The organism is Streptomyces niveiscabiei (genome assembly GCF_033794345.1).
In the GTDB taxonomy this organism is placed as follows: Bacteria; Actinomycetota; Actinomycetes; order Streptomycetales; family Streptomycetaceae; genus Streptomyces; species Streptomyces niveiscabiei.
This window is the reverse complement of sequence record NZ_JARAYJ010000020.1, coordinates 117635-133824: the sequence shown is the minus strand read 5'-3', so window position 1 is coordinate 133824 and position 16190 is coordinate 117635. Positions and strand designations below refer to the sequence as shown.

13 protein-coding genes are annotated in these 16190 nt (G+C 72.6%); 2 read left to right on the top strand and 11 right to left on the bottom strand.

The window, feature by feature from the left end; all coding sequences use genetic code 11:
- The first annotated feature begins 515 nt into the window (after positions 1 to 515).
- Positions 516 to 2060, top strand: coding sequence for an alpha/beta hydrolase (locus tag PV682_RS26020; protein ID WP_319733906.1), 1545 nt, complete (start codon positions 516 to 518; stop codon positions 2058 to 2060).
- Between the two features lie 116 nt (positions 2061 to 2176).
- Complete coding sequence (locus PV682_RS26015) at positions 2177 to 3706, top strand: alpha/beta hydrolase (protein WP_319733904.1); 1530 nt, start codon at positions 2177 to 2179, stop codon at positions 3704 to 3706.
- 65 nt (positions 3707 to 3771) lie between these two features.
- Here the strand turns inward: PV682_RS26015 and moeZ are convergent, their stop codons facing one another.
- The 11 genes from moeZ to PV682_RS25960 form a co-directional block, all read right to left on the bottom strand.
- A complete protein-coding gene (moeZ, locus tag PV682_RS26010; RefSeq protein WP_055718174.1) occupies positions 3772 to 4950 on the bottom strand; it encodes an adenylyltransferase/sulfurtransferase MoeZ in 1179 nt (392 codons plus the stop codon).
- A 63-nt stretch (positions 4951 to 5013) separates the two neighbouring features.
- Positions 5014 to 5748 (bottom strand): spherulation-specific family 4 protein, encoded by a 735-nt coding sequence (locus PV682_RS26005; protein WP_319733901.1) that lies wholly within the window; start codon positions 5746 to 5748, stop codon positions 5014 to 5016.
- A complete protein-coding gene (locus tag PV682_RS26000) occupies positions 5736 to 6695 on the bottom strand; it encodes an NAD-dependent epimerase/dehydratase family protein (RefSeq protein ID WP_319733899.1) in 960 nt (319 codons plus the stop codon). Before PV682_RS26000 ends, PV682_RS26005 begins: the two co-directional genes overlap by 13 nt.
- Positions 6696 to 6747: 52 nt before the next feature.
- Positions 6748 to 7029 (bottom strand): hypothetical protein, encoded by a 282-nt coding sequence (locus PV682_RS25995; RefSeq protein WP_319733897.1) that lies wholly within the window; start codon positions 7027 to 7029, stop codon positions 6748 to 6750.
- Positions 7023 to 8267 (bottom strand): hypothetical protein, encoded by a 1245-nt coding sequence (locus tag PV682_RS25990; RefSeq protein ID WP_319733895.1) that lies wholly within the window; start codon positions 8265 to 8267, stop codon positions 7023 to 7025. Before PV682_RS25990 ends, PV682_RS25995 begins: the two co-directional genes overlap by 7 nt.
- Complete coding sequence (locus PV682_RS25985; protein ID WP_319733894.1) at positions 8264 to 10204, bottom strand: glycosyltransferase; 1941 nt, start codon at positions 10202 to 10204, stop codon at positions 8264 to 8266. Before PV682_RS25985 ends, PV682_RS25990 begins: the two co-directional genes overlap by 4 nt.
- 248 nt (positions 10205 to 10452) lie before the next feature.
- A complete protein-coding gene (locus PV682_RS25980) occupies positions 10453 to 12045 on the bottom strand; it encodes an ABC transporter ATP-binding protein (RefSeq protein WP_319733892.1) in 1593 nt (530 codons plus the stop codon).
- On the bottom strand, positions 12042 to 13040 hold the full coding sequence (locus PV682_RS25975; protein ID WP_050372408.1) for an ABC transporter permease: 999 nt from the start codon (positions 13038 to 13040) through the stop codon (positions 12042 to 12044). Before PV682_RS25975 ends, PV682_RS25980 begins: the two co-directional genes overlap by 4 nt.
- A complete protein-coding gene (locus tag PV682_RS25970; RefSeq protein ID WP_319733888.1) occupies positions 13037 to 14053 on the bottom strand; it encodes an ABC transporter permease in 1017 nt (338 codons plus the stop codon). Before PV682_RS25970 ends, PV682_RS25975 begins: the two co-directional genes overlap by 4 nt.
- A 36-nt stretch (positions 14054 to 14089) precedes the next feature.
- Positions 14090 to 15811: an ABC transporter substrate-binding protein gene (locus PV682_RS25965; RefSeq protein WP_319733886.1), complete on the bottom strand. Its 1722-nt coding sequence runs from the start codon at positions 15809 to 15811 to the stop codon at positions 14090 to 14092.
- Positions 15812 to 16066: 255 nt separating this feature from the next.
- Complete coding sequence (locus tag PV682_RS25960) at positions 16067 to 16159, bottom strand: Ms4533A family Cys-rich leader peptide (RefSeq protein WP_316685627.1); 93 nt, start codon at positions 16157 to 16159, stop codon at positions 16067 to 16069.
- Positions 16160 to 16190: the final 31 nt, after the last annotated feature.

The following is a 16190-nucleotide window of genomic DNA, read 5'->3' as shown; positions in this document are numbered from 1 at the left end:
AGCACGTGTCGCCGGCGCCCGCATGGATGCCGACCGGCACGTGCGAACGCGATCCGACGACGGCGGCGTCCCGTGGGACGGCGTGGGCCCGTGCCTCTCACGCCACCACAGGACACGGCCACGACCGGCCCGTGCCAAGGGCCAGGGCCAACCCGACCCCCTCGTACGGCGGCCTGAAGCACTCGGCCGGCTCCCCCGAACCGCCCGCGCCAGCGCCGCCCCGCCGCGCGAACAAGCCGTGCCCTGCGGCGGCCGACTGCTCACCTCGCGCGCGGGCAGAGCCGCAATCCACGCCGCCGACCCACACATGCGCACGCAGCTGATGGCCGCGCCCCCGCGTCCATGACCTCGTTGCCGACGCCCAGCACACGCGCACGCGCCTGCCAGCACACGAGCCCCTCTCCCCCGCGCGCGGAGGGCCGCACCCCGCCGTGTCCAGCCGCCGCCCCGCGAGGCCCTGTCCCGGTCCCTCGTACGGCTCCCGCCACGCGCGCAGGAAATCCCCCGCCCCCAGGATGGGAACCATGGCGAAACGTTCCGTCGCATGGGTCTCCGGTGTCGTGCTGCTGTCGTCCCTGACGGCGGCCTGCGGGGGTGGTTCCGGGGAGGAGGGCCCGGCGGGGCAGACGCTGGGGTGGAAGGACTGTCCGGCGCCTTCGCAGGCGGAGGGCGGAGGGAACGCGCCGTCTCCGCTGCCGGACGGCGGGACGTGGCAGTGCGCGACGATGCGGGCGCCACGGGACTGGTCGAAGCCGCACGGGGACACGATCGGCATCGCGCTGATCCGCGCGCGGGCGAGTGGTGACGCGGGCGAGCGAATCGGCTCGCTGGTGTTCAACTTCGGCGGCCCGGGCGGCTCGGGCGTGACCACCCTGCCGTCGTTCGGCGCGGACTACGACAAGCTCCGCACCCGGTACGACCTGGTGAGCTTCGACCCGCGCGGGGTCGGCCGCAGCGCCGGCGTGAAGTGCGAGAACGACCGGCAGCTGGACGCCTACTTCCAGCAGGACATGACCCCCGACGACGCCACCGAACGCGCCGGATTCCTGGCCGCCACCAAGGAGTTCAACGCGGCCTGCGAGAAGAACTCCCGGAAGATGCTCCCGCACGTGCGCACCACCGACGCGGCCCGGGACATGGACCTCATGCGCCAGGTCCTGGGCGACGACAAACTGTACTACTTCGGCATCTCGTACGGCACCGAACTGGGCGGCGTCTACGCGCACCTGTTCCCGAAGAACGTCGGCCGCGCGGTCCTGGACGCGGTCGTCGACCCCACGCAGACCTCCGAACAGGGCGCCCTGGGACAGGCGAAGGGCTTCCAGCTCGCCCTGGACAACTACGCCGAGAACTGCGTCTCCCAGACCGAGGACTGCCCCGTCGGCGACACCGCGCAGGGCGTGAAGGACCGGATCGCGGGGCTGCTCAAGAGCCTCGACGCGAAGCCTCTGCCGGGGAACTTCCCGCGCGTGCTGACCCAGACCGCCGCCACGAACGGCATCGCCCAGGCCCTGTACTCGAAGGACTTCTGGGAGTACCTGACCGAGGGGCTGGAGCAGGCGTACGAGGGCGACGGCAAGGTCCTGATGCTGCTGTCGGACCTGATGAACGGCCGCAGCCCGAACGGCGAGTACAGCAACACGACCGCCGCCAACATCGCCATCAACTGCGCCGACGACAAGCCCCGCTACACCCCGGCGGACGTCGAGCGCCGGCTCCCCGCGTTCCGCTCCGCCTCCCCCGTCTTCGGCGACTTCCTCGCCTGGGGCATGGTCAGCTGCACCGGCTGGGCCGTCCCCGGCGCCGCCGACCACCCCGACGTGAGCGCGCCCGGCGCGGCTCCGGTCCTCGTCGTCGGCAACACCGGCGACCCGGCGACGCCGTACGAAGGTGCCCGCAGGATGGTGGAGGCGCTGGGCAAGGGCGTCGGGGTCGAGCTGACGTACAAGGGCCAGGGACACGGCGCCTACGACAGCAAGGACAAGTGCGTCCAGGCAGCGGTGAACACCTACCTGCTGAACGGGAAGGTCCCGGCGGCGGGAACCGTCTGCCCCCACTGAAACCTCAGGTCACAGGGTTATCCACAGGCTCGCACGGCGTCAGCTCGCTCCACCTACGATGGCTGCACAGCCGTTCGACGCACGGAGCGGACGGCACGAAAGCGGGGGGGTGCGCGATGGCGCGATTCGTACGGTGGGCCGCGTTGGGGGCGATCGCGGCGCTGGTGGTGGCCGGCTGCGGCGGCGGGTCGAAGGAGAAGGCGGACGACGGCGCGAAGGCGCCGGCGTCGGACGCTCCCGCGGCGTCCGGACTGCCCGTCTCACTGACCGGACAGAAGCTCGACTGGCGGCGCTGCACGGGGAGTTCGGCGCCGGGCAGCGCCTGGCAGTGCGCGACGATGAAGGCGCCGCTCGACTGGTCGAAGCCGGAGGGGCGGACGATCGACGTCGCGCTGCTGCGGACGAAGTCGAGCGGTTCGGAGGGCGAGCGGATCGGCTCGCTGCTGTTCAACTTCGGCGGTCCCGGCGGTTCGGGAGTCGACACTCTGCCGTCGTTCGAACCGGACTACACCACGCTGCGCGAGCGCTACGACCTGGTGAGTTTCGACCCGCGCGGGGTGGGTCGCAGCGAGGGCGTGCGCTGCCGCAGCGACAAGGAGATCGCCGCCGCCGAGAGCGTGGACGCCACTCCGGACACGCCGGCCGAGGAGCGGGCGTTCCTCCAGGACGCCGACAGCTTCGGCCAGGGCTGTAAGAAGGCGGCCGGTGAGCTGTTGTCCCACGTGTCGACGACCGACACGGCCCGCGACATGGACCTGATGCGCCAGGTCCTGGGCGACGACAAGCTGCACTACTTCGGCACCTCCTACGGCACCGAACTCGGCGGCGTCTACGCCCACCTGTTCCCGAAGAACGTCGGCCGCCTGGTCCTGGACGCGGTGGTCGACCCGACCGCCGACGCGGTGGGCCACGGCCGCAACCAGGCCCAGGGCTTCCAACGGGCGCTGGACAACTACCTGAAGTCGACCGGCCAGGACCCGAAGGCGGGCACCCGGAAGATCGCGGACCTGCTGGAGAGACTGGACGCGGATCCCCTTCCGACATCGTCCGACCGCGAGCTCACGCAGGCCCTGGCGGTCACCGGCATCGTCACCCCGCTGTACTCCGAGTCCGCCTGGCCGAGCCTGACCAGCGCGCTGGAGGAGGCCGAGGACGGCGACGGCACGGGCCTGCTGGCGCTCGCGGACGCCTACAACGAGCGCGACGCCTCGGGCCACTACAGCACGGCGACGCACTCCCAGCGGGTCATCTCGTGCCTGGACGACAAGCAGCGCCCGACGGCGGACGAGACGCGGAAGATCCTCCCGGAGTTCGAGAAGATCTCCCCGGTCTTCGGCCCCTTCCTCGCCTGGGACACGGCCGGCTGGTGCCACGACTGGCCAGTGGCCGGCCAGTACGAGACCCCGGAGGTCAGCGCGCCGGGCGCGGCCCCGATCCTGCTGGTCGGCAACACCGGCGACCCGGCGACCCCGTACGAGGGGGCCCGCAGGATGGCCGGCGAACTCGGCAAGGACGTCGGCGTACTGCTCACCTGGAAGGGCGAGGGACACGGCGCGTACGGCAGCGGCAGCGACTGCGTCGACTCGGCGGTGGACGCCTACCTGCTGGACGGCACGGTGCCGCGGGACGGAAAGGTCTGCTCATGACGGCGGCGGGGGCCTCCCCCACGCGTGGTGGGCGAGGCCCCCGCCGTCCGGGAGCGGGAGCCGTCTCAGTAGACCGGCTTGTGCGGTTCGATCTGGTTGACCCAACCGATGACGCCGCCGCCGACGTGCACGGCGTCGGAGAAGCCGGCCGACTTCAGGACGGCGAGGACTTCCGCACTGCGGACACCCGTCTTGCAGTGCAAGACGATCTTCTTGTCCTGGGGCAGCGACTCCAGGGCGGTGCCGAGGAGGAACTCGTTCTTCGGGATCAGCTTCGCGCCCGGGATGGAGACGATCTCGTACTCGTTCTGCTCGCGGACGTCGATGATCTCGATGTTCTCGCCCTCGTCGATCCACTCCTTGAGCTGCTTCGCGGTGATCGTCGAGCCGAGGGCGGCCTCCTGGGCCTCCTCGGAGACGACGCCGCAGAACGCCTCGTAGTCGATGAGTTCGGTGACCGTCGGGTTCTCGCCGCACACCGCGCAGTTCGGGTCCTTGCGGACCTTGACCTGGCGGTACTGCATCTCCAGGGCGTCGTAGATCATCAGGCGGCCGACGAGGGGCTCACCGGTGCCGGTGAGGACCTTGATGGCCTCGGTGACCTGGATGGAGCCGATGGACGCGCACAGCACGCCCAGGACGCCGCCCTCGGCGCAGGAGGGGACCATGCCCGGCGGCGGGGGCTCCGGGTAGAGGCAGCGGTAGCAGGGGCCGTACTCGGACCAGAAGACCGACGCCTGGCCGTCGAAGCGGTAGATCGAGCCCCACACGTACGGCTTGTTGAGCAGCACGCACGCGTCGTTGACCAGGTAGCGGGTTGCGAAGTTGTCCGTGCCATCGACGATCAGGTCGTACTGGCTGAAGATGTCCATCACGTTCTCGGCTTCGAGCCGTTCCTCGTGGAGGATCACGTTCACGTACGGGTTGATGCCGAGGACGGAGTCGCGCGCGGACTCCGCCTTGGAGCGGCCGATGTCGGCCTGACTGTGGATGATCTGCCGCTGGAGGTTGGACTCGTCGACCTCGTCGAACTCGACGATGCCCAGGGTGCCGACACCCGCCGCGGCCAGGTACATCAGCGCCGGCGAGCCCAGGCCGCCGGCGCCGACACAGAGCACCTTCGCGTTCTTCAGCCGCTTCTGCCCGGCCATCCCCACGTCGGGGATGATCAGGTGGCGGGAGTACCTGCGGACCTCGTCTACGGTGAGCTCGGCGGCCGGCTCGACCAGGGGTGGCAGCGACACGGGGACTCCGTTGGTCGGTCAATCACTACAGTTGTTCTCCCTGCAACACTGCCACGCGCTTCTTCATTCCGAGACACCTGTTCCGATCCGCGAGACGATCTCGTCCCAGTAGCCGGGCAGGGTCTCCCAGGGGTCGTCCCGGCCGCCCCGGTCGGAACGGTCGGTGAACCAGATGGTCGCCGCGCCCTGCCAGCGGGCGACCCTGAGGGCCTCGTCGAGATGCGTACGGGGCACCCCGTGCACGAAGTGGCAGAAGCGCTCCGGGGGATGCTCCGCCGTCCACTCCGCCACCTGCGACCAGCGGTAGTCGCTCCAGGCCCCGGAGAAGGTCACCAGCTGGTCGCCGTGCTCGGCGTATCCGGGGTGCGGGTGGGTGCCGTGGCCGAGGACCAGGTGGGCGTCGTCGGCGAACTCCCGCAGCGCGGCGGCCAGCAGGCCCGTGCCCGCGAGGCCGGCGCGCTCGGCGGGGCAGCGGTCCAGGAGGAAGCCGTCGACCCGGTACCAGCTCGCGTAGCGGCCCGCGTCGTCGAGGAGTTCACCCCGCGCGCGGGCGCCGTGTACGGCGTCGAGGCGGCCCAGGACGCGCACGCCCGCGTTGCGCAGCCGCCCGGCGGCCTCCAGGCAGTGCGGGTCGGGGCGCGTCCCGGGGCCGCCGGCGACGTCCAGGACGGCCCAGTGCAACGGCGTGCCCGGGCGGGCGAGTTCGCCCCACTCGCCCGGCGCCAGCAGGGGATGCGCGAGCCCGGGGACACCGAAGCCGGTGCGCACCCCGGTGCTCGCGCCGGTCACATGCGGCACGCGGCCTCCATCCAGATGTCCGCGAGGGACTCCTCCAGGTTGATCCTCGGCCGCCAGCCGAGCCGGTCGCGCGCGGTGCGCACGTCGGCCTGCTGCCAGCTCCCGCAGCCGTCCGGGTACGGGTACGCGACCGGCGCGACGGGGTCGTGCTCGTGCCGGGGGTGGCCGATGGCCGCCCGCATCGGGCCCGGGGGGACGTCGAGTTCGTGCAGCGCGCCCCCGTACCCGGCCACCCGCGCGAGGGTCGCGGCGGCGTCCCGCAGGCGTACGGCGCGGCCGGAGCCGATGTTGATGACACCCTGCGCGGCGGACAGCGCGGCGGCGTGCACCGCGCGGGCGACGTCCCGGACGTCGACGAAGTCGCGCTGCGCGCCGAGGCCCGCGAGCTTCAGCTCGCCGTCGCCGGACTGCATCGCGCGGCGCATCGCCTCCGCGAGGCGGCCCAGCGGGCTCCCCGCGGGCGTGCCGGGTCCCGCCGGGGAGAACACCCGCAGCACGACCGCGTCGAGGCCGGAGCCGAGGACGAGTTCCGTCGCGGCGAGCTTGCTCACGCCGTACGGGCCGCCGGGGCGCGGGACGGCGTCCTCCGCCGTGGACGAGCCGGGCTGGCTCGGGCCGTACTCGGCGCCGCAGCCGATCTGCACCAGGCGCGCGCCGCAGCCGCTGCGCCGCAGCGCCTCGCAGACGGTGGCGACGGCGACCGTGTTGTGCCGGATCAGCTCCTTCGCGCCGCCGCGGGTGGCGCCCGCGCAGTTGATGACGACCTGGGGGTGGACCGCGTCCAGGAAGCGCGTCAGCGCTCCCGGGCTGCCGGACGCGAGGTCGAACCGCACGTCGGCGTCGTCCCCGCGTCCGAGCGCGGTGAGCTGCGCCGCCGGGTCGGCGAGGAGCCGGTCCGCGACGAACCGGCCGAGGTATCCGTTGGCTCCGATCAGCAGAACCCTCATCGCGCCGCCCCCAGGAAGTGCAGGGCGCGGGTCGCTCCGGGTCGAGGCGTGGTCATCTGGTCTCTCCTTCGGGGGTGGTGCGGTTGCCCGCGGCGGGGTGGTGGGGCGCGCTCGCCACGCGCGTGGGGGGTGGCCGACGGGGGCCGTGCACGGGGGCGAGGCGCCGTCCGGCCGCCATGACACGGCCGACACCGGCGCGGCCGTACAGGGGGGCGGGACACTGGCGCGGGGCGTCGGGGAGCGGCTCGTCCGGTACGTGTTCGGCGCGGGCCTGCGGGAAGCCGGGGAGGCGAGCGCCGGAGCGCGGTACGGCCGTCGGGTGCGCGCTCAGCACGGCCGGTCCGTCCGCGCGTGGGCCGACGCCTTCGTGAGGGTGCGGGCCGTGTGGATCAGGAGGGTCGCGGCGGCGGCCGTGGCGGTGAGGGCGGGGAGCGCGGCGGGGCCCCAGGCGGTGACCAGGGTGTCGACCGGGACGGACAGGGCGTCGCAGCCGGGGAGGCGGCCCGCGAGGACGGTGGCCGGCGCGAGGGCCAGGGCGGCGGCAGCGGCGGACAGGACGACCGCGGGGGCGTGCGTGAAGCCGTGGACCGTGAGGAGGCGGGCGAGGAACAGGAGCAGGCCGAGGGGGACGACGCGCGCGTACTCGGCGGGTTCGCCCAGGACCGCGCCGCACAGCGCCGTGAGGCCCGTGAGGGCGGCCGTGTACAGGGCGACCGTGCCGAGCAGCAGCGGGCGTACGGCTCTGGCGAACTCGTCCAGGCCGCGGCTGCGGCACAGTCTGCGGCCCGCGCGGACGGCGAGGAGGTGGGCGCAGTACGCGGCAGGCGCGCAGGCGAGGGCCAGGGTCAGCAGGGGCGCCGCGGTCAGCGGCCAGGGGGCGTCCGGGGTGAGTCCGGGCGGGCCGTCGGGGCCGCCGGTGACGGTCGCGGCGAGGAAGCCGTCGCCGACGGCGGCGTACAGCAGGAGCCAGCAGGTCGCCGAGGTGGTCCGGTGCGGGACCGGGCGGGGGCGCCGGCGCGGGCTCAGCGGGCCGTGGCGCAGGACGGCGCGCAGCGCGACGGCGACGGCGAGGACGCCCGCGCCGAGGACGGCCTGCCGCTCGGCGCCGGAGGTGTGGTGGAGCCCGGCGACCGTCGCGGCGCACAGGGCGCCGGGGAGGAGGCCGAGCAGCGCCCACGCGGGGCGGGCGGGTGAGGGTTCGGGGGGCGCCTGCTGCGTCGCGGAGTTCTCTCTCGGCACGCGCGCGTACATCTCCTCGGCGAGCGAGAAGACGTCCCGGTGGCGCAGCCGCGCGGCGTCCCGGTCGGTGAGGCCCTGCGCCTCCAGGCCGGCGGCGATCTCCAGGGGGTCGACCGCGCGCTCACACAGTTCCCGGTGGCGGTGCAGCAGGGCCTTGACGGGGTCGACGCCGGTACGGCGGGGCCCTGCGGCGGTGTCGCGCGTCGCCGGGGAGCCGGGCGCCGTACGCCCCGTCTCCCCCGGCACCGGCCCGTGCCACTCCGGCGACGGCTCGTCCCACGCCCCCGGACTCCCCGGCGTCCCGGCCCGGTCGAGCCCCTCCAGCCCGCTCACAGGACCCCCTCCACCACCGAAACCGCCGTACACACGGGCCCCGGACCCACCCCCACGGGCGCGGCGGACACGCCGAACGCCCCACAGCCCCTGTCGCCCCGCGAGGCAGCGCCGGCCTCCGGCACCGCGCTTCCCCGAACAGCCGCACGCGCCCCGGACCGCGCGCCCTCGCGGGCACCGACCACAGCGCCGGCCTCCTCGAAGACGCCTCCAAGAACCGCACCACCGCCGCCCTCCGCGCCCCCACCGGCAATCCCGGCCGCCTCGAACACCTCGCCCCTCTCCGGTCCCTCCGCGACCGCCCACCCCGGCGCCCGGCGCCCCGCCCAGCGCCCCGCCAGATGCGCCTCCGCGGGCACCCCGAACGGCATCGGGTCCCCGTCCTCACCGACCACGACACGCCGGACGGGGCACCGGGACACGACGTCCAGATAGATCGCGTCGAACGCGGCGACGTTCTGCTCGACGGTGAACAGCTCCAGCGCGCGGGCCCGCGCCGCCGCACCCAGGCGCGCACGGCGCTCGGGGTCGCGCAGGAGCGCCACGCACGCCTGCGCGAGCGCCCGTGGATTGCGCGGCGGGACGACGAGCCCGGTGCCGCCTATCGCCTCGACGACGGCGCCGACGTCGGTGGAGACGGTGGCGCGCCCGCAGAGCATGGCCTCGACGAGCCCGTCGGGGAACCCTTCGACGACGCTGGAGAGGACGACGACGGAGCCCGCCGCGTACGCCTCGGCGGCGCCGGGGAGTTCGGGTCCGCCGGGTTCCTCGAAGGAGACGGGGTTGTCGCCGACGGCGTAGGAGCCGGGGGCCTCGTCGGGGAAGAGCTGGGCGGCCAGCGCGCGGCAGTGGCCGAGGTAGGCGGCGCCCTCGGCGTCGGCGGGCGTGCCGACGACGCGCAGCCGGGTGCCGGGCTCCTGCCTGCGGATCTCGGCGAAGGCGTGCAGGAGGGAGACCAGGTCCTTGGCGGGCTCGATCCGGCCGACCCATACGAGGGTGCGCGGGTCGGCGGTGTCCGGCGCCTCGCCGACCTCGGCGAAGGGGCGGGCGTCGAGCCCGGGGTGGACGGTGCGCAGCTTGGCCGGGTCGGCGCCGCACCGCTCCTGCCAGCGGCGCGCGTGCGCGTTGCCGGGCGTGATCCGCGCCGCCCCCCGGTACACCTCGGCGGCGAGCCGCCCGTGGAAGGCCGCGAGCAGGGCCCGTACGGGGGCGGCACCCCCGCGGCCGGCCGTGTCTCCGGCGCCCGCGTCGCCCCCACCGCGCGCGCCGTCGCCGTACGCGCCGCCCTCGAAACCCCCGTTCCCCGCCGGGCTCCCCGCGCTCCCGGTGTTCTCCAGATACTGCGTCCGCAACCGCACCCCGTACTCCGTCACAACGAGCGGCACCCCGTGGAAGTGCCCGGCGAGGAGGCCGGGAAGGGCCACGAGGCCGCCTGAGGTCGCGTGGCAGAGGTCGACGGCCCCGAGGGCGTCCTCGTCGTACCAGGGCAGCGACAGGGGCCTCAGGGCCCGTTCCAGGCCGTCCGTGACGGCGAGCAGGTCGGGGACGCGGGCCGCGTGGGCGGCGGGGCGGGCGCCCGGCGCGCGACAGGCGCGTTCCAGGGTGCGCACGGCCTGTTCGGAGCGGAGCGCGCCGGGCAGGCCGCCCTCGTCGCGGGCGAGTCCGGCGAGTGTGTACAGCGCGTTGCCGAAACGGTCCGCCTCAGCGGTGGAGGGGGACGCGGAGCAGATGGCCGCGGCCAGTTCGCCGTACGCGTCCAGGAAGCGCCCGCGTGCGCGGCGGCCGTGGAGGACGCCGTCGTCGCGGGGGTCGTCGGGGTGGAGCGTGTAGACGGCGAACTCGTGCTGCCCGAGCCCGCGCACGAGCCGGTCGCACCAGAGTCCGGTGTCACCGCCCAGATGCGGCCGGCCACCCTCCGTCAGCAGTCCGATGCGCACGAGCGCACCCCCGATCTCCCGTTCAGGGAGCCGTCGTTGACCCGACGGCTCACAGCGGGAAGAACGTATGCGGACAAGGTGGTGGTGCGGCGGACGGTTGTCCGTCGCACCACCAAAAGGGGTGAACGGTCGTAACTTTCCCGTGCGGGTCGCGTTCTGTCGCGCTAAGGGATCACACGGTCACCAACCGGCGGGCCGAAAATCACATGAAAGCGCCCCAGGGGGACACCCTGGGGCGCTTTGTCGGTTCAGGCCGCCGCCAGCTCCCGCCGTTCGGCGCGCCTGCGCGCGGCGACGCCCGGATCGAGCGCCGGTACGGCCGCCAGGAGCTGTTTCGTGTAGTCCTCGCGCGGCGAGTCGTACACCTCGTCGGCGGGCCCCTCCTCGACGATCCGGCCCTGCCGCATGACGGCCACCCGGTCGCTGACCTGGCGGACGACGGCGAGGTCGTGGGCGACGAAGACGAGCGCGAGGCCCAGTTCGCGCTGGAGCTCGCCCAGGAGGGCGACGACCTGCGCCTGTGTGGTGACGTCGAGCGCCGACACGGGTTCGTCGCAGACGATCACGCGCGGGTCGGCGGCCAGCGCGCGGGCGATGCCGACGCGCTGGCGCTGGCCGCCGCTGAACTCGTGCGGGTAGCGGTCGTAGTGGCCCGCTTCGAGGCCGACGCGTTCCAGGAGTTCCGTCACCCGCGCGCGGATGGCCTTCTCATCCTTCTCGCCTCGCGCGCGCAGGGGGTCGGCGATCGACTCGCCCACGGTACGGCGGGGGTTGAGGGAGGAGACGGGGTCCTGGAAGACCATCTGGACGACGGGGTCCACGCGCGTGTGCGCGTGTCCGTCGAAACGGATCTCGCCGGCCGTGGGCTTCAGGAGACCCACCAGCATGCGTCCCAAGGTGGTCTTGCCACTGCCGCTCTCGCCGACGACGCCGAGGGTCTCGCCCCGGCGGACGGTCAGGGAGACGTCGTCGACGGCGGTGAACGCCTTCTTGCCGCGACCGAACTCGCGCCTGAGGCCGGTGGCTTCGAGGACGACGTCGTCGGTCGCCCCGGAGACCGTGCGGCGCGCGTCCACGCGCGGGACGGCGCCGAGCAGCTCGCGCGTGTACGCGTCCTTCGGGGCGCCGAGGACGTCGCCGATCGTGCCGCGTTCGACGAGCCTGCCGTGGCGCATGACGAGGACGTCGTCGACGCTCTCGGCGGCCACGCCGACGTCGTGGGTGACCAGCAGGAGGCCCATGCCGGTCTCCTCGCGCAGCGTGTGCAGCAGATCGAGGATCTGGGCCTGGACGGTGACGTCGAGGGCCGTGGTGGGCTCGTCGGCGATCAGCAGGTCCGGTTCGCAGGCGAGGGCCATCGCGATGAGCGCGCGCTGGCGCATGCCGCCGCTGAACTCGTGCGGGCGCGACCGCGACCGGCGGGCTGCGTCGGGGATGCCGACGTGTTCGAGGACCTCGACCGCCCGCGCGCGTGCGGCACGCTTCGTCGCACGCGTGTGCACGCGGTAGACCTCGGCGATCTGGTCGCCGATCGCGTAGTACGGGTCCAGGGACGACAGCGGGTCCTGGAAGACCATCGCCGCCTTCCCGCCGCGCAGCCGGCGCAGCTCGTCGTCCGAGGCGTCCTGGACGGCCGTCCCGGCGACGGTCACAGAGCCGCCCACACGCGCTCCAGTGCCCCTGTGCAGGCCCAGGAGCGCCGAGGCGACCGTGGACTTGCCGGAGCCCGATTCGCCGACCAGAGCGAGCGCAGCGCCCTCCTGGAGGGTGAAGGAGAGGCCGTCGACGGCCTTCAGGGCACCGAACTCGACCGTGAGGTCGCTGACTTCCACGAGGCTCACGCGAGCACCACCCGTCGGTCGGCCACCGCGTACAGGACGTCCGCGACGGCGTTGGCGAGGACCACGAAGAACCCGATGACCAGGACCATGCCGACGACGACCGGGAGGTCGACGACGCTGACCGCGTGGACCAGCTCCTGGCCGATGCCGGGCAGCCCGAACAGCGTCTCGATGAGCACCGCGCCGCCCACCGCGCTGCCGAAGTCGTTGGCGTTGAGGGCGATGACCGGCGCGAGCGCGCCGCGCAGGGCGTGCCGTCCGATGATCGCCCGCTCACCGACGCCGTACGCGCGGAACGTGCGGATGTGGTCCTCGGCGAGCGTCTCCAGCATCGACGTACGCGTCAGGCGCGCGAAGTAGGCGGCCTCCGCGAGCGCGAGGGTGAGCCACGGCAGGAGGAGGTTCCAGGCCCACTGTTCGGGGTCGTCGGAGAAGTTGACGTACTGCGGGAACGGCAGCAGTTCGAGCTGTCCGCAGACGACGATCATCAGCAGGAGGCCGATGACGAAGACCGGCATGGCGATCCCGGCGAGGGTGACGCCGGTCAGCGCGCGCTCGGTGAACCGGCCGCGCCGCCACACCGACAGCACGCCCGTGCCGACGCCCAGGATCAGCCACAGCACCATCGCGCCGAACACCAGCGACAGGCTGACCGGGAGCTTGCCGAGGATCGTCTCGGTGACCTGCTGGCCGGTCTGGTACGACATGCCGAGGCAGGGCGCCGAGCAGTGCTCGACGGAGGTGCCGGTCGAGTAGTCGTGGCCGACGACGATGCCCTGGAGGAAGTCCCAGTAGCGCAGGTACAGCGGGTCGTCGAGCTTGAGCTGCTCGGCGACCTGGCGGACCTGTTCCGGCGAGCAGCGCGGGCCGCAGGTGATCTGGGCGACGTTGCCGGGGGTGACGTAGAAGACCACGTAGATGACCGCCGAGAGGGCGATCAGCGTGAGGACGACGCCGACCGCGCGGCGCAGGAGGAATCCGATGAGACCGTTCACTGCGCGGCCCCCTCGGCACTCTCGGCCTTCGCCTCCTGCTTGCGGCCCGTCCCGACGCGCAGGCGCGATGCCGCGCGCGGGTCGAGGGCGGTGCGGACGCCGTCGGCGAGGACCATGAGGACCAGCACCGTGACGAACAGGGCGCCCGCGGGCAGCAGCAGGTACTGCGGGGCGGTCTGGTACCAGACGTTGGCGGAGGTGAGCATCTGTCCCCAGGAGGGGGTGGGCGGCTTGACGCCGACGCCGAGGAACGACAGGGCGGCCTCGATGGCGATGTTGGCGGGCGCCATCAGCGCGGCGTACGTGATGACCGGCGCGGCGAGCCCGGGGAGGAGTTCGCGGTGCGCGATGCGCCAGGTGCTCCAGCCGCTGAGCCGGGCGGCGGCGACGTAGTCGCGCTCCTTCAGGCTGAGCGTCTGCGCGCGGGCGATCTTCCCGATCGTGCCCCAGGCGACGAACCCGATGACGAGCGAGACGAGCACCGGGCGCGGGAAGCTTTCGGGGACGACGGCCAGCAGCGCCAGCGCCATGATGATCAGCGGCATCGCGACGATGATGTCCGTGATCCGGCTCAACAGTTGATCAACCCATCGGTTGCCGAGTGCGGCCGTGACGCCGACGACGACACCGAGGACGACCTGGACGACGGTCGCCGCGAGCGCGACGCCGAGGGAGACGCGGGCGCCGTAGACGAGGCGGGCGAACAGGTCGCGGCCGGTCTGCGGTTCGACGCCGAACCAGTGGTCGGCGCTGACGCCGCCGAAGGAGCCGATGGGCACGCCGCCGCGCGCCGAGTCGACCAGGTCGGGGTGGTAGGTGGTGGGGTCCTGGCCCTCCAGGGCGGTGAGGAGGGGCGCGGCGAGCGCGACCAGGACCAGCAGGGCGACGACGGACGCCGCGACCATGGCGGCACGCTGCGCGCGCAGCCGCCGCCAGAACTGACGGGCACCCGAAACCCCCGGGGCGGCGGTGTCCGTCCCGGGGGCCTGGGTGGCGTGGAGTGCCTGACTCATGTTGATTGCTTGATCGTCATTGAGTGTGTGTATCGACTACTTGACCGCGACCTGCGAGATGTCCAGGACACCCGTCCAGTCACTGATCACGACGTTCCTGATGTCCTTGCCGTAGAGCCGCTTGTAGACGGGGTGGAACAGCGGGACGGTCAGCGCCTGCTCGCCGATCTTCTTGTCGAGGGCGCCCCAGCGCTTGGCGGCGGCGTCCAGGTCGGTCAGCTTGTTGATCGCGTCGATCTCGTCGTTGACCGACTTGTCGTTCAGCTGGGCGGAGTTGAAGTTCGCGCCGTCCTTCACGATCTGGCGGCCGTCGAAGATCGGAGCGAGGAAGGGACCGCCGGAGGGCCAGTCGGCACCCCAGTGGGCGAGGAAGAAGCCCGGCTCGGTCTTCACGCTCTGGACCGTGTCGGAGTAGTCGTTGTCCTCGAGCCCCTGGAGCTTGACGGTGATGCCGGCCTTCTTGAGCGCGTCCTGGATCGCGGTCGCGATCTCGGGGCTGGTCTCGAAGTTCTTGTCGTTGGAGTGCGTCAGCGTGACGGTCAGCCCGTTCGGGTGGCCCGCCTCCTTCAGCAGTTCCTTCGCCTTGGCGGCGTTGCCCGTCGCCCCGGCCGGGAAGAGGTCGTACGGGGTGTAGCCGAAGGACTTCTGGTTCGGCAGGTAGGTGGTGGCGGGCTCGGCGAGCGCGGAGCCGCCGGCCGCGTTGACCACGGAGGAGCGGTCGACGGCGTAGGAGATCGCCTGGCGCACCTTCGGGTCGTCGAACGGCTTCACCTTCGGGTTGAAGGCGATGTAGTTCGTGTAGCCGAAGTGACCGGTGCCCACGCGCGCGGCGAGGTTCTTGTCGCCGGTCACCTTCGCCAGCTCGGCCGGGCCGAGGTTGGTGTCCGTGGTGACCGCGGCGGCGTCCGCCCCTTGGGACGCGGACAGCCGCTGGTTGATCACCGCGGAGTCGAGGCCGGAGCGTACGTCGATCTTGTCCGGGTACGCCTTGCGCTCGGCGTCCGTCGCGGCCGACCAGTTGGGGTTGCGGTCCAGGACGACGTGCTCGCCGTTGTTCTCGTTCGTGACGACCTTGTAGGGGCCGGACGAGACGGGGTGCTCGATGTACTTGGTGCCGGTGTCCTTGGCCTTGGGGACCGGCGCGAACTGCGTCTGCGTCGCCAGGAAGGGGAACTCGCCCTCGGGCTTGTTCAGGTGGAAGACGATGGTCCGCGCGTCCGGCGTCTCGATCGCCGCGAGGCCCTTGGGGTCCTTGTAGGGGCCCTGGTAGTCGGCGGCGCCGACCAGCCAGTCCCGCAGATAGGGGGCGCCGCCGGACAGCTCGGGCGCGAAGGAGCGCTCGATGCCGTACTTGATGTCGGCGGTCGTGATCGCGGTCCCGTCCTCGTACTTGAGTCCCTCCTTGAGGGTGTACGTCCACACGGTCGCGTCCTTGTTGGGGCGGCCGGTGTCGGTGGCGAGGTCGGGGACGACCTTCGTGCCCTCGGCGCCGTTCTCACGGTTGCGGGTTGTGAGCGTGCGGAAGAGGAGGGACGGCACGTTGCCGCCGCCGGAGGTGTAGAGGCGCGCCGGGTCCAGGTTCTTCTGGGGGTTGGCGTTGAGCACCGAGAGGGTGCCGCCCTTGTGGGGCGTGGCGTCGGCGCCGGAGGAGCCCTTGGCGTCGTTGTCATCCGGCCCGCAGGCGGCGACACCCGCTGCCACGACCAGGCTGACGGACGCCGCGGCCACGCGGCGGGCTATGACGGACGGTTGACGCATCGGTGGGGGCCTCTCGATTGACCGGACCGGTCGGGTTGACCGGGCTGATTGTGTTGACTGTGAGGTTGATTCAGTGGACTGACTTGACCGGATCGCACCCCATCTCGACAGTCGTCCCGGTATTCGAGACAGATTGACGAGGAGTGAGACGATCGCGGACAGGCGTCTGCCCCGGCGGCGGAGAGTCGAAGAAAAGTGACCCTGGTCACGACATAAGGCTGGGGATCCGACGCGCGCACGCATGAGGGCGGGGCGTCAGCAACAGTGGATGTCGGCTACACAGAGCGCGGTCACGCCGATGAGCGCGAGCTCGATGGCTGCGCTGGCGACGGCATGACTAGACCACATGGGCAGAAATATGAACGAAAATCGGTGCGCA

Excerpts from the sequence above, each read along its gene's own strand:
- PV682_RS25965 (WP_319733886.1), bottom strand. The coding sequence starts at position 15,811 with ATGCGTCAACCGTCCGTCATAGCCCGCCGCGTGGCCGCGGCGTCCGTC.
- PV682_RS26015 (WP_319733904.1), top strand. The coding sequence starts at position 2,177 with ATGGCGCGATTCGTACGGTGGGCCGCGTTGGGGGCGATCGCGGCGCTG.
- PV682_RS26000 (WP_319733899.1), bottom strand. The coding sequence starts at position 6,695 with ATGAGGGTTCTGCTGATCGGAGCCAACGGATACCTCGGCCGGTTCGTC.
- PV682_RS26020 (WP_319733906.1), top strand. The coding sequence starts at position 516 with ATGGGAACCATGGCGAAACGTTCCGTCGCATGGGTCTCCGGTGTCGTG.
- PV682_RS25970 (WP_319733888.1), bottom strand. The coding sequence starts at position 14,053 with ATGAGTCAGGCACTCCACGCCACCCAGGCCCCCGGGACGGACACCGCC.
- PV682_RS25960 (WP_316685627.1), bottom strand. The coding sequence starts at position 16,159 with ATGTGGTCTAGTCATGCCGTCGCCAGCGCAGCCATCGAGCTCGCGCTC.